Source organism: Lysobacter sp. Root604 (assembly GCF_001427505.1).
In the GTDB taxonomy this organism is placed as follows: domain Bacteria; phylum Pseudomonadota; class Gammaproteobacteria; order Xanthomonadales; family Xanthomonadaceae; genus Lysobacter.
On record NZ_LMGS01000009.1, the window covers coordinates 1448546 to 1461259 of the forward strand.

Sequence of the window (12714 nt, forward strand, 5' to 3'; positions counted from 1 at the left end):
GATGCGGTTCGCTGCGCTCACCGCATCCTACGGCCGGTGTCGCGGCTTTGCTTCCTGTAGGAGCGGGGTGAGCCGCGATTGGACTCCACCGGATCCGCGCAACGCCGCGACTGGGGATCGCGACTCACGCCGCTCCTACACGAGCGCCGGCGCTGGCGTCGCGCTGGATGCCGCAGCGCCTCGACTTCGACCACCCCGTAGGGTGTGGTGAGCGCAGCGAACCGCACCGTGCGGCGCTCCGATCGAGCGCGCGATGCGGGTCGCGGCGCTCACCGCATCCTACGAAGTCGAACGCCTACTCCTCGCGTGCGGCGTCGCCGCGCGTCGCCGGCCGCCGGAGCGCGGCGCGTTCGGCCATGCGCCGGTCGATCGCGTCCAGGCCCAGATCCGAGGCGGTCTTGAGGGCGCAGAACACCAGCAGCGCGAACGTGCCGTGGCCGCCGGCGCCGAACAGGATGGTCAGGTGCATCGGCAGTACGCGCAGATACGGCGTGAACATCAGCGCGCCCAGGTTGGGCCGTCCGCGCAGATCGGCCGCGTGCTGGACCTCGTAGGTCTTGCGCTGCGACAGCGCGAACGAGACGCCGCAGGCCACCAGCACCAGCCAGTCGAACATGCCGGATACGCGGTGCTGGGCGAACAGGAACACCAGATAGCCCAGGTGGAAGAAGCCGTAGTGGAAGACGAAGAAGCGCGCGGTCGAGCGCTTGCCGGCCTCGTTCTCCGGCACCCGCTGGCCGCCGGAGGTGAAGCCCTCGGTGCTGAACTCGCGCAGGTTCAGCATGCGCTCGCGGGCGTAGTAGCCCACGATCACGCTCTGTATCCAGTACGCCCACAACAGCCAACCCACGTTCCAGTGCAGCACCCAGGCCGCGACCAGGGTTGCGGCGTTGGACAGCAGCAGGTTGCGCGCCGAAGGCTGCATGCGTGCGCGGCTCAGCGCGCGGGACTCAGGACAGGCTGGCCAGCCATTCGTCGTCGGAGCCTTCGTTGACGCCTTCGAACAGGAGGGTGCTGAGGTAGCGCTCGCCGGTGTCGGGCAGCATGGCCAGGATCACCGAGCCCGGCGCCGCGCCTTGCGCGAGCTCGAGCGCGGCGGCCACGGTGGCGCCGGCGGAAATGCCGACGAACACGCCCTCCTCGGCCGCGAGCCGGCGCGCGGTGTCGCGCGCGAGCAGGTCGTCGACCGGCAGGATCGCGTCGGCGGCCTGCGGGTTGAGCACCTCGGGGATGAAGTCCGGGGTCCAGCCCTGGATCTTGTGCGGTTGCCATTCCTTGCCGCTGAGCAGCGACGCGCCGGCCGGTTCGGACACCGTCACGCGCACTTCCGGCCGCGCCAGTTTCAGCATCTCGCCGACGCCGGTCAGGGTGCCGCCGGTGCCCCAGCCGGTGACGAAGTGATCGAGCCGGCGGCCGGCGAAGTCCTGCAGGATTTCGGCCGCGGTGGTCTGGCGGTGATAGGCCGGATTGGCCGGGTTCTGGAATTGGCGGGCGAAGAACCAGCCGTGCTGCTTGGCCAGTTCTTCGGCGCGCCGGACCATGCCGCTGCCGCGCTCGGCGGCCGGGGTCAGGATCACCTTGGCCCCGTACGCGCGCATCAGCTTGCGACGCTCGATCGAGAAGGTTTCCGCCATCGTCGCCACGAACTTGTAGCCGCGCGCCGCGCACACCATCGCCAAGGCCACGCCGGTGTTGCCCGAGGTCGCTTCGACCACGGTGTCGCCGGGCTTGAGCAGGCCGCGCGCTTCGGCGTCGAGGATGATCGCGATCGCCAGGCGGTCCTTGACCGAGCCGCCGGGATTGAAGGATTCGACCTTGGCGTACAAGGTCACGTGCGAGGGCGCGATGCGGTGCAGGCGCACGATCGGCGTGCGGCCTATCGTGTCGAGAATGCTGTCGTGGATCATGGCGTACGGCTCCTGAGCGGGGGCGGGAGTAGGAGTGCAGGCGGGCGGGGCGGGCTAGCGCCGGCCCGAGGCGCGGTTGCGGGCGATCCGCCACATTCGGCAAACCTTACACGCGCCGAGCGGCTTCATCCGGCCACACGGGCATGTCGGGGCCCGCCAGGCGTCAACCAATGGCCCACGCGAACGTTAACGCAGGGCCGCTAGAATCGCCCGGCTGGGCCTACACGCGCCTGTTGCGGCCCTGCGTCCAGCCTCCCTCCCGTGTTCCCCGTTCAGAGAACCGCATGCGCCTTGCCCCCGGATTCCGTGCAGCTTGCTCCCGCGTCGGCTGCACGCTCGTTGTCGTACTGGCCTTGGCGGCCTGCAGCAAGGGCGAGGAACGCCAACCCGGTGGCGGCGGCGACCGGCCGGTGCCGGTGACCATCCAGGCCGCCGCGATGCGGCCCTGGAACGACACCGTGCAAGCGCTGGGCAACGTCAAGGCGCGCGAATCGGTGACCGTGACCGCCAAGGTCAGCGAGACCGTGCAGCGCGTGCATTTCGACAGCGGCGACGTGGTCGCCGCGGGCGCGCCGCTGATCACCCTGACCGGCCAGGCGCAGCAGGCCGCGTTGGAACAGGCCCAGGCCACCGCCAAGGAAGCCGACAGCCTGTACCAGCGTCAGACCGAACTGGCGGGGCAGCAGTTGATCGCGCGCTCGGCCCTGGATACCCAGCGCGCCACCCGCGACGCGGCGCGCGCGCGCGTGGCGCAGATGGCCGCCGATCTCGACAACCGGGTGATCCGCGCGCCGTTCGGCGGCGTGCTCGGCATCCGCCAGGTCAGTCCTGGTTCGCTGGTCACGCCGGGCACGCCGATCGCGACCCTGGACGACACCGCGCGCGTCTACGTCGATTTCCCGGTGCCGGAAACCCTGTTGGCCGACATCGCGCCGGGCCAGCACCTCAGCGGCACCAGCGCCGCCTATCCGGGCCGCGCCTTCGAAGGCCAGGTCAGCACCGTCGACGCGCGCGTCGATCCGACCACGCGCGCGATCACCGTGCGCGGCGACTTCGCCAACGACGACCGCGTGCTGCGTCCGGGCATGCTGGTCCAGATCACCCTGGAGCGTCCGCAGCGCCAGGCCCTGCTGATTCCGGAAATCGCGGTGGTCCAGGTCGGCAACGATTCCTTCGTGTATCGGGTCAAGCCCGACGGCGCGGTCGAGCGCGCCGACGTCAAGATCGGCACGCGCCGCGAAGGTCTGGCCGAGATCGTCGAAGGCCTCAAGGCCGGCGAGCGCGTTGTGGTGGACGGCACCGGCAAGCTGCGCGTGGGCAGCAAGGTGGTCGAGGGCGGCGCCAAGCCGGCCGCCGCCGCGAAGGGCGCCGGCAATGGTTGAGCGCCCGCGCATGGCTTGCCGCTTCAGCGCGTCGCGGGGCTGAGCGACGATGAACATCTCCGATCTCTCGATCCGCCGTCCGGTGTTCGCCACCGTGATGAGCCTGCTGCTGATCACCCTGGGCGTGATGGCGTTCTCGCGCCTGACCCTGCGCGAACTGCCGGCGATCGATCCGCCCATCGTCTCGGTCGACGTGACCTATCCGGGCGCCTCGGCGGCGGTGGTCGAAACCCGCATCACCCAGGTGCTGGAGGATGCGCTGGCCGGCATCGAAGGCATCGAAACCATCGAGTCGCGCAGCGTCAACGGACGCGCCTCGATCAGCATCGAGTTCACTCTGCAGCGCGAGATCGAAGCCGCCGCCAACGACGTGCGCGATGCGGTCAGCCGGGTCACCAACCGCCTGCCCGAGGAGGCCGACCCGCCGCAGATCGAGAAGGTCGAAAGCGACGCCGACCCCATCATCTGGCTCAACATGAGCTCCAAGCAGATGGACACGCTGCAGCTGTCCGACTACGCGGAGCGCTACGTGGTCGATCGCCTGTCGTCGGTGGACGGCGTGGCCCAGGTCCGCATCGGCGGCCAGCAGCGCTACGCGATGCGGATCTGGCTGGACCGCGACGCCCTGGCCGCGCGCGACATCACCGTCAACGAGGTCGAGGCCGCGCTGCGCGCCGAGAACGTCGAGCTGCCGGCCGGACGCATCGAATCGCAAACCCGCGACTTCACCCTGCGCGTGGCGCGCAGCTACCAGAAGCCCGAGGACTTCGCCCAGATTCCGCTGCGCAAGGGCGCCGACGGCTATGTGGTGCGCCTGGGCGACGTCGCCAAGATCCAGCTGGATTCGGCCGAGCGCCGCGCCTACTACCGCAGCAACGGCGAGCCCAACATCGGCCTGGGCATCGTCAAGACCTCCACCGCCAACAGCCTCGATGTGGCCCTGGCGGTGCGCAAGGCCGCCGACACCATCCGGCCCTCGCTGCCGCAGGGCACCGACATCTTCGTCGCCTTCGACACCACGGTGTTCATCGAGTCGGCGGTGGAGCGCGTGTATCACACCCTGGCCGAGGCGATCGTGCTGGTGCTGATCGTGATCTGGCTGTTCCTGGGCAGTTTCCGCGCCGCCCTGATTCCGGCGGTGACGGTGCCGGTGTGCCTGATCGCCGCCTTCATTCCGCTGTACCTGTTCGGCTTCTCGATCAACCTGCTGACCCTGCTCGCCCTGGTCTTGTGTATCGGCCTGGTGGTCGACGACGCCATCGTGGTGCTGGAGAACATCCAGCGCCGCGCCGACCTGGGCGAACCCAAACTGGTCGCCGCCGCGCGCGGCACCAAGCAGGTCGCGTTCGCGGTGATCGCGACCACCGCGGTGCTGGTGGCGGTGTTCCTGCCGGTGGGCTTCATGGAGGGCAATACCGGTCGCCTGTTCCGCGAGTTGTCGGTGGCCCTGGCCGGCGCGGTCGCGATCTCGGCGTTCGTGGCGCTAACCCTGACGCCGATGATGTCGTCCAAGCTGGTGCGTCCGCACAGCGAGGAAAAATCCAACCCGATCAATCGCTGGGTCAACGCGCGCCTGGACGGAGTGAGCCGCCGCTACCGGCGCTGGCTCGACCGCAGCGTCGAGCGGCCCTGGTTGTTCGGCATCCTGATGCTGGTCGCGATCGGGCTCAGCTACGGCCTGTTCCGCTACGTGCCCTCCGAGCTCGCGCCGCCGGAAGACCGCGGTTCGTTCCAGATCTCCATCATCGGCCCGGAAGGCGCCGGCTTCGACTACACCGTCAAGCAGGTCCAGCAGGTCGAGAAGATCGTCGCCGCGCACGTCGGCCCGGACAAGACCATCCAGCGCTACAACCCGCGCGTGCCCGGCGGTTTCGGCGCCAGCGAGGAAATGCACACCGGCCGCATCGCGGTGTTCCTGCAGGACTGGGACAAGCGCGACGTCAGCACCGCCGATGTCGCCGACGGCCTGCGCGCCGAACTCGGCCAGCTCACCGGCGTGCGCGCGCTGCCGCAGGTCAGCGGCGGCCTGGTGCGCACGCGCGGCCAGCCGATCCAGATCGTGCTGGGCGGCCCCGAGTACGCCGAGCTCGCGCAGTGGCGCGACAAGCTGCTCGCGCGCATCGAGAAGAACCCCGGTTTCTTCTCCGCCGACTCCGACTACAAGGAAACCCGGCCGCAGATGCGGGTCGAGATCGATCGCCAGCGCGCCGCCGACCTGGGCGTGAGCGTGACCGACATCGGCCACGCCCTGGAAACCATGATGGGCTCGCGCCGCGTCACCACCTTCGTCCAGAACGGCGAGGAATACGACGTGGTGGTGCAGTCGGACAAGGCCCTGCGCGCCTCGCCGGCCGATCTGGCCGCGATCCAGGTGCGCGCGCGCGACGGCGCGCTGGTGCCGCTGTCCAACCTGGTGACCCTGCAGGAGCTGGCCGAGCCCGGCAGCCTCAACCGCTTCAACCGCCTGCGCTCGATCACCATCAGCGCCGGCCTGTCGCCGGGCTACCGTATGGGCGACGCGATCACCTGGCTCAACCAGGCCGTGCACGAGGAGCTGCCGGACCAGGCGCAGATCGATTGGAAGGGCGAGTCGCGCGAATACCAGGCCGCCGGCGGCGCGGTACTGCTGACCTTCGCCCTGGCCCTGCTGGTGGTGTACCTGGTGTTGGCGGCGCAGTTCGAAAGCTTCATCCACCCGTTCGTGATCATGCTGACGGTGCCGCTGGGCGTGCTCGGCGCGCTGATCGGCCTGGCCCTGACCGGCGGCACGCTCAACCTGTTCAGTCAGATCGGCATCGTCATGCTGGTCGGCCTGGCGGCCAAGAACGGCATCCTGATCGTCGAGTTCGCCAATCAGCTGCGCGACGAAGGCCGCGCCATCCACGAGGCCATCGTCGAGTCCTCGGCGGTGCGCCTGCGCCCGATCCTGATGACCTCGATCGCCACCGTGGTCGGCGCGATTCCGCTGGTGCTGGCCGGCGGCCCGGGCTCGGCCAGCCGCGCGACCATCGGCATAGTGGTGATCTTCGGCGTGTCGTTCTCGACCCTGCTGTCGCTGTTCATCGTGCCGGCGTTCTACGTGCTGCTGGCCAAGTACACCAAGTCGCCGGAAGCGGTGGCGCACGAGTTGGAGAAGCTGGAGCGCGAGACGCCGCAGGCCGGCGGCCACGCCTGAGTCGGCGCGGGGGCGGTAGGCGCCGCTCCCGCGCTCAGGCCAGTTCGATCGCGCGACCGCTTTCGCACTCGCGCATGCGCCCCAGGATCCGCAGCGCTTCGGCCTTGCCCGCCAACTCGGCGGGCCAGAGCAGACACAGACTGTCCTCGAATTCGAGCAACGCGCGCCCGGCCTCGTTCAGTCGGACCTCGACCGCGCGTTCGTCGACGAGGATGCGCTGGGCGCCGCCGTAGCCGCCGCGGCTCTGGTCGTCGCGCTCCAGGTAGATCGCGTCCATGCCGTGTTCGCGGTCCTGCGGCTCCACCTCGTAGGCGCAGACGATATGGAGCACGTCCAAGGGATCGCTCTCGGAGACGAAGCCCAGGCTGACCCACAGGCAGTCGTCTTCGCCGGAATGGACTTCCTCGATCGGATAGGTCTTCATCGCCGCCTTTTCTTCCGCGCCCGCGCGCGCCGTTTGCAGCGCGACGGTCGCACATTTAGGCTACTTGCATGAACCCACCCGCCACCGTTGCCAGCCTGCCACCGGCGGGCGAGGGCTACGTCCTGCGCCCGTGGCGCGGCGACGACCTCGCCAGCCTGATCGCGCATGCCGACGACGCCCTGGTCGCGCGCGGCGTCAGCGACCGTTTCCCGCATCCGTATACGCGCGCCGACGGCGAGCGTTTCCTGGCCGGCGAGGTGGTCAACTTCGCCGATCCGGTCTACGCGATCGAAGTCGACGGCCAGGCCTGCGGCGGCATCGGCGCGCGTCCGGGCCAGGGCGAGCGCCGCCACGGCGCCGAGTTCGGTTACTGGCTGGGCCGCGCGCACTGGAACCGCGGCCTGATGACGCGCGTGGTCGGCGCGTTCGCGCCCTGGGTCATGCGCGAGCTGGAGCTGCATCGTTTGTACGCGACCGTGCTCGACAGCAACCCCGCTTCGGCGCAGGTGTTGTTGAAGAACGGTTTCATCGAAGAGGGCGCGCAACGCGGCGCCGTGGTCAAGTACGGCGAACTGCACGATCTGCGCGTGTTCGCCAAGGTAAGAAGGAGTCTGCAAGATGCGCCGTGATCCTCCCCGTGGTCCGCGCCCGCCTGGCGGCGGCGATCCCTGGCGCCGCGAGGGCGGCAGCGACGAGCGCGCGCCCGGCCGCGAACGGTCGGGACAAGAGCGTTCCGGCGCCGGACGCGGAAGCGCCGGCGGCCCCGAGCGTGCGAGTACCGAGCGTCCGCCACGCCCGGGCGGCCCTTGGGCCGGTCGTGGCGAGGACAAGCCGCGCGACGGCGAACGCGAACGCAGCGGCGATGCGCCGCGCGGGCGCGACACGCCCTGGCGCGAACGCGCGCCGCAGCCTGCGCGCGCTGGCGAGCGTCCCGCGCCGGCCTATGGCGAGCGCGCGCGCCCGCCGCGCGAACCCGCGCAAGGTTTCCAGGTCGGCGAGCGTCTGGACGAAGCGCAACTGCAGGGCGAGGCCGCGCCACGCCGCGCGCGCGATCTCGAGCTGCGTCTGTATGGCCTCAACGCGGTGCGCGCGGCCTTCGCGCGCCGGCCGCAGGCGATCCGCAAGCTGTATCTGAGCGAGGCGCGCATTCCGGCCCTGCAGCCCTTGCTGGCCTGGTGCGTGGCCCATCGCGTCGGCTATCGCGTGGTCGAGGACGCCGATCTGGACAAGCTGGCGGCCAGCAGCCATCACGAAGGCGTGGTCGCCGACGTGCTGCGCGAGGAAAGCGCGTCGCTGTCGACCTGGCTGCGCGATCTGCCGGCCGGCCCGCAGGCCGCGCTGTGGCTGGACGGCGTGGGCAATCCGCACAACCTGGGCGCGATCCTGCGCGCGGCCGCCCACTTCGGCGTATCCGCGGTACTGCTGCCCAAGCATTCGACCCTGGCCTTGTCCGGCGCGGCCGCGCGCGTGGCCGAAGGCGGCGCCGAAGCGGTGCCGATGGTGCGCCTGGGCCGCGGCGACAACGCCATCGCGCAGTTGCACGGCGCCGGCTTCGCGTTGGCCGCGACCCTGGTGCGCGGCGGTTCCGACCTGTTCGCCACTGCTTTGCCCGAGCGCGTGGTCTATGTGATCGGCGCCGAAGGCGAGGGCATGGACCGCGAGCTCGCGGCCAGCTGCGATCTGCGCCTGTCCATTCCTGGCAGCGGCGCGGTCGAAAGCCTCAACGTGGCTTCGGCGACGGCGGTGTTTCTGGCGGCCTGGGCGTCGCGACAGCGCGTTTGAGCGGGCGCCGCTGCGCGTTAGAAGCAAATCCCCCCTAGCCCCCTTTTTTCAAAGGGGGGAATGCTTGCCAGCGATTTGGCTGACGCGGGCAGGAGGGCACGAGGGCTTCCAAGGGGCTTGCGGGCATTCTCGAAACCATAAGCCCCTGCCGGCGAATTCGATCCCGCTGGTCGCCCACTAGCTCCCTTTGAGGAGGGGGCGAACGCTCGCGCAGCGGGCGTTGGGGGATTTGCTGTTGTTCTTGCTGTTGCTGCTGCCGCGCTAAAACAGCCGCCGCCGCTCAGCACAGACGCCGGATCGTATCCAGCACGCCCGCGTAGGCGTCGGCCTTGTCCGGGTCGGCGATCATCGCGCGCAGGCAGGACGCGGTCGCGGCCAGCTGCAGCGTGCGCATGCCTTCGTGATGCGCGGTTTCGCCGATGTCGTCCAGCGCCGCCTGCATCGCCTCGGCCGCGCTGCGCACCGCGTAGGAAAAATCGCCGGCGCTGTCGAGCACGCTGTGCAGGCTCAGCTTCACCGCGTCGACGATCTGCGAATTCACGCTGGTGCCAGCGACTGCGTTCTGCAGGTTGGCCGCGCTTTCCTGGGTCGCCGACTGCAACTGCTCGGCTCCCGCCGCCGCCATCGTGTCCACCGAGTAGATTTGCATCACGCCCTGGGTGACCGCGGCCTGCATCAGGACGTTCTGCTGCTGCTGCGCGCTTACCGCGTTCTGAAACAACAGCCCGGTCGAATGGGCCATGCTCTGGTAGATCGAGCCCATCGCCAAGGCCGGCGCTTCGCCGATGACTTTGACGTTGCTCTGGGTGACGGCATCGGTGATCTGATCGTTGACGGCGGTCGGGAAGGACATGGCGGCGTTCCTGGTCGGTGGATGGGCATTCCTTGCGCGGCCAGTCTAAGCCCGCGCAACGACGCGCGGGGCCGGCTGTGAAACCTTGCGACGATCGGCATCGGCGGAGGGCGTCGACGGTGCCGGCGCCCACGCGAGGTAGCCCACGCGTGGGGGCTGCGCTGCCTGCCTACTCCTCCGGGACCGGCGCCGCCTTGGGCTGGCTGCCGAAGTCGCCGTCGGCGGAGGCGGCCAGATAGGCGAACACCGCATAGGCGGCGACGTTCTGCGCCAGCGCCTTGGGATCGATCTTGTCGAAGGTGTCGTCGGGGGTGTGGTGCAGGTCGAAGTAATCGCTGCCGTCCTGGGCCAGGCGCGCCCAGGCCATGCCGCGCTCGGCGATCGGCCCGATGTCGGGGCCGGGGCCGCCCTTGCCCGGCGTGTACTCGATGCCCAGCGGCGCCAGCGCTTCGGCGATCTGCTTGTCGGCGCCTTGCGCGTGCGCGGGCGCCGAACTGGAGTAGGCGTAGATGCGGCCCGCGCCGAAGTCGCTCTCGGCGCCGATCTGGTGCTTGGCGACGGCGTTGGCGTGCGCGGCCGCATAAGCCTTACCGCCGTACAGACCCTGCTCTTCGTTGGCGTAGGCGATCACGCGCACGCTGCGCGCCGGGCGCTGCTTCATCTCGCCGATCAGCTTGGCGGCGGCCATGGTCAGGCCGACGCCGGCGCCGTCGTCGATCGCGCCGGTGCCCAGGTCCCAGGAGTCCAGGTGGCCGCCGATGATCACGACCTCATCGGGCTTCTTGCTGCCGCGGATCTCGCCGATCACGTTGTGCGAGGTGGCGGTGCCGTCCCAGCCGCAATCCAAGGCCACGCGGACCTTGACCGGGCCCTTGGCGACCAGGCGCGCGAGCTGGTCGGCATCGGGGGCGGCCAGCGCGGCGGAGGGGATCGGGGTCAGGCCTTCGTCGAAGCGGGTGATGCCGGTGTGCGGGGCGCGGTGCGAGTCGGTGCCGGCCGAGCGCATCAGCATGGCCGCCGCGCCGGCGCGGATCGCCGCCGAGGGCGCCCGGCTGCGCACGCGCGAGCCCGGGCCGTAGCCGGCGCCGTCGCGCGCGCGCTGCATGCGGTAGTCGACGAAGGCGATCTTGCCGGCCAGCGAGCCGGCCGGCGCGGCTTCCAGCGCGGCCAGGTCGGCGAAACGCACGACCTCGGCCTCGACCGTGCCGCCCGGGCTGCCGCCCAAGGCGGTCAGGGTCAGCGGCTGACGGTGCGCGCCCAGCACTTCGGCGCGTTCGTTGCGGCGCTGCCACTTGGGGAAGGTCACCGGTTCCAGCCAGACCTTGTCGAAGCCCAGCTCGCGGAACTTGGCTTCGGCCCAGGCGACCGCGCGCGCGTCGGCTTCGCTGCCGGCCAGGCGCGGGCCGACCTCGGTGGTCAGCGATTCGGTGATGCGATAGCCCAGGTCGCTGGCCAGCGCGCGTTCGCGCAGCTGGGCGACGTTGGCCAGGGCGGATTCGGGGATGCGGGTTTCGCGCTCGGCGGCGAAGGAGGGACCGCCCAGCGAGGCGACGGACAAGACGACGGCCATGGCCGCCCACAACGGTGCACGCATTCCCAACTCCCCGGCTGCAAAGACGAAGCGTCGAGCTTAGCAACCCGCGACGCGCAGCTTGCATGCCTCAAGTCACGCCGGACTTGAGCGTTTTTTGTCGCTGACTATCGCGGCGCTTGAGGCTGGCTCCTGCGTTTGCCGAAGTTGTCGTTTCGGGGCTGGAGTGCTCCTTGCCGTCCTATGGCGCCACAACCCCATAAGCCAGCTTCGGGGTAGGAGCGGCGTAAGCCGCGATCGCGGCAATCGGCGTAGACGAAAGCCGCGGCTCGTCTCGGCTTTCGATTGCGGCAGGCCTGCTTTGTCCACCTTGCGTCGTCGATGGGATGGGTGGTCGCGGCTCACGCCGCTCCTACCCCGCAGCAGAGCGAGCCCAGGCAGCGCAACGGCCGCACTAGGCGGCCGTTGCGGGCGTCGCGGCGAACCGCTTACTTCTTCAGCGAATCGCGGATCTCGCGCAGCAGCAGCACGTCCTCGGGCGTGGCCGGAGCGGCGGCTTCGGCCGGCTTGCGTACTTTGTTGTAGGCCTTCAGCACCAGGAAGATCACGAACGCGATCAGCAGGAAATCGATCGCGGTCTGCAGGAACAGGCCGTATTTGATCGCGACCTCGGCCGCGACTTCCTTGCCCGCCGCGTCCAGCTGCGAAGGCTTGAGCACGTACTTCCAGTCGCTGACGCTGACGCCGCCGCTGAGGAAGCCGATCACCGGCATCACGATGCCGTCGACCAGCGCGGTGACGATCTTGCCGAACGCGGCGCCGATCACCACGCCGACCGCGAGGTCGACGACGTTGCCGCGCGAAATGAATTCCTTGAACTCGCTGATCATGCCCATGGCGGTCTCCCTGGATTGAACGGCACGGGGGTGCCTAAGGCCCGACTATACCGTCGCGGGGACGATATGGCCGTGCAGTTCGGCCACGCCTTCGAGCACGGCGTGGTAGCGGTCGCCGGGTTGCAGCGCGGCCACGCCGGCCGGTGTGCCCATGAACACCAGGTCGCCCGCGCGCAGCGCGTACAGGCGCGACAGCTCGTGCAGGATCTCGGGCACGTTCCAGACCAGATCGTCCAGCGAGCCGCGCTGGCGCAACTGGCCGTTGACCTCCAGGCTGAGCGTGCGCGCGCCGAGCTCGCCGACCTCGGCCACCGGCACGATCGGGCTGATCGGGGCGGAACGATCGAAGGCCTTGCCGGTGTCCCAGGGCAGGCCCTTGGCCTTGGCCGCGGTCTGCAGGTCGCGACGGGTCAGGTCCAGGCCGACCGCGTAACCGAACACCAACGCGCCGGCGTCGGCCGGGTCGAGCTCGCCGGCGGGCGCGTCGCGGCCCAGCGCCACCACCAGTTCGACCTCGTGGTGCAGGTCCTGGGTGCCGCGCGGGTAGGGCACCGCCTCGTCGAGCGCGATCGCGTCGGCGGGCTTGAGGAAGAACACCGGACGGCCGCGATCAGCGGCCGAGGTGGGCACGGCAGCGCCCATTTCGCGCGCATGCTCGGCGAAATTGCGACCGACGCAGTAGATGCGACGGACCGGGAACTGTCCGCCGCCGCGGACCGGAATACGGGGCTGCGGCGGTGCCGCGATCACATCGGTCATTGCGG

10 protein-coding genes and 1 pseudogene are annotated in these 12714 nt (G+C 70.0%); 4 read left to right on the forward strand and 7 right to left on the reverse strand.

All coding sequences use genetic code 11. The features are described from left to right. Nucleotides 1-295: 295 nt before the first annotated feature. Nucleotides 296-940, reverse strand: coding sequence for a DUF6498-containing protein (locus ASD69_RS14695; protein ID WP_343123760.1), 645 nt, complete (start codon nucleotides 938-940; stop codon nucleotides 296-298). A gap of 10 nt (nucleotides 941-950) precedes the next feature. Next, nucleotides 951-1907, reverse strand: coding sequence for a cysteine synthase A (gene cysK / locus ASD69_RS14700; protein ID WP_056179432.1), 957 nt, complete (start codon nucleotides 1905-1907; stop codon nucleotides 951-953). Nucleotides 1908-2191: 284 nt separating this feature from the next. Here cysK and ASD69_RS14705 point away from each other — a divergent pair, with 284 nt between their 5' ends. Continuing rightward, nucleotides 2192-3289: an efflux RND transporter periplasmic adaptor subunit gene (locus ASD69_RS14705; protein WP_056179435.1), complete on the forward strand. Its 1098-nt coding sequence runs from the start codon at nucleotides 2192-2194 to the stop codon at nucleotides 3287-3289. 49 nt (nucleotides 3290-3338) lie between these two features. Beyond that, on the forward strand, nucleotides 3339-6464 hold the full coding sequence (locus tag ASD69_RS14710; protein WP_056179438.1) for an efflux RND transporter permease subunit: 3126 nt from the start codon (nucleotides 3339-3341) through the stop codon (nucleotides 6462-6464). Between the two features lie 34 nt (nucleotides 6465-6498). Here the strand turns inward: ASD69_RS14710 and ASD69_RS14715 are convergent, their stop codons facing one another. Beyond that, nucleotides 6499-6888 carry an Imm10 family immunity protein gene (locus ASD69_RS14715; RefSeq protein ID WP_056179441.1) on the reverse strand — a complete coding sequence of 130 codons (390 nt, stop codon included), beginning with the start codon at nucleotides 6886-6888 and terminating at the stop codon, nucleotides 6499-6501. A gap of 68 nt (nucleotides 6889-6956) precedes the next feature. On the opposite strand from ASD69_RS14715, the gene ASD69_RS14720 reads away from it, so the two are divergent. Both ASD69_RS14720 and ASD69_RS22755 read left to right on the forward strand, forming a co-directional pair. Beyond that, a complete protein-coding gene (locus tag ASD69_RS14720; RefSeq protein ID WP_056179444.1) occupies nucleotides 6957-7517 on the forward strand; it encodes a GNAT family protein in 561 nt (186 codons plus the stop codon). A gap of 373 nt (nucleotides 7518-7890) precedes the next feature. After that, nucleotides 7891-8670 (forward strand): TrmH family RNA methyltransferase, encoded by a 780-nt coding sequence (locus ASD69_RS22755; RefSeq protein ID WP_056179997.1) that lies wholly within the window; start codon nucleotides 7891-7893, stop codon nucleotides 8668-8670. Between the two features lie 532 nt (nucleotides 8671-9202). Here the strand turns inward: ASD69_RS22755 and ASD69_RS14730 are convergent. From ASD69_RS14730 to ASD69_RS14745, 4 genes and pseudogenes are all read right to left on the reverse strand, one after another. Next, nucleotides 9203-9523, reverse strand: a pseudogene (locus ASD69_RS14730) (RebB family R body protein); the annotation flags it as partial. Nucleotides 9524-9692: 169 nt separating this feature from the next. Continuing rightward, nucleotides 9693-11093 (reverse strand): M28 family peptidase, encoded by a 1401-nt coding sequence (locus ASD69_RS14735; protein WP_157499222.1) that lies wholly within the window; start codon nucleotides 11091-11093, stop codon nucleotides 9693-9695. A gap of 449 nt (nucleotides 11094-11542) precedes the next feature. After that, nucleotides 11543-11950, reverse strand: a complete 408-nt coding sequence (gene mscL, locus ASD69_RS14740) for a large-conductance mechanosensitive channel protein MscL (RefSeq protein WP_056179452.1) — start codon at nucleotides 11948-11950, stop codon at nucleotides 11543-11545. A gap of 45 nt (nucleotides 11951-11995) precedes the next feature. Further along, nucleotides 11996-12709, reverse strand: coding sequence for a fumarylacetoacetate hydrolase family protein (locus ASD69_RS14745; RefSeq protein WP_056179454.1), 714 nt, complete (start codon nucleotides 12707-12709; stop codon nucleotides 11996-11998). Nucleotides 12710-12714: the final 5 nt, after the last annotated feature.

Bases quoted from the DNA above. Each gene is read 5' to 3' on its own strand.
- ASD69_RS14720 (WP_056179444.1), top strand. From the start codon at position 6,957: ATGAACCCACCCGCCACCGTTGCCAGCCTGCCACCGGCGGGCGAGGGC.
- ASD69_RS14715 (WP_056179441.1), bottom strand. From the start codon at position 6,888: ATGAAGACCTATCCGATCGAGGAAGTCCATTCCGGCGAAGACGACTGC.
- cysK (WP_056179432.1), bottom strand. From the start codon at position 1,907: ATGATCCACGACAGCATTCTCGACACGATAGGCCGCACGCCGATCGTG.
- ASD69_RS14710 (WP_056179438.1), top strand. From the start codon at position 3,339: ATGAACATCTCCGATCTCTCGATCCGCCGTCCGGTGTTCGCCACCGTG.
- ASD69_RS14745 (WP_056179454.1), bottom strand. From the start codon at position 12,709: ATGACCGATGTGATCGCGGCACCGCCGCAGCCCCGTATTCCGGTCCGC.
- ASD69_RS14705 (WP_056179435.1), top strand. From the start codon at position 2,192: ATGCGCCTTGCCCCCGGATTCCGTGCAGCTTGCTCCCGCGTCGGCTGC.
- ASD69_RS14735 (WP_157499222.1), bottom strand. From the start codon at position 11,093: ATGGCCGTCGTCTTGTCCGTCGCCTCGCTGGGCGGTCCCTCCTTCGCC.
- mscL (WP_056179452.1), bottom strand. From the start codon at position 11,950: ATGGGCATGATCAGCGAGTTCAAGGAATTCATTTCGCGCGGCAACGTC.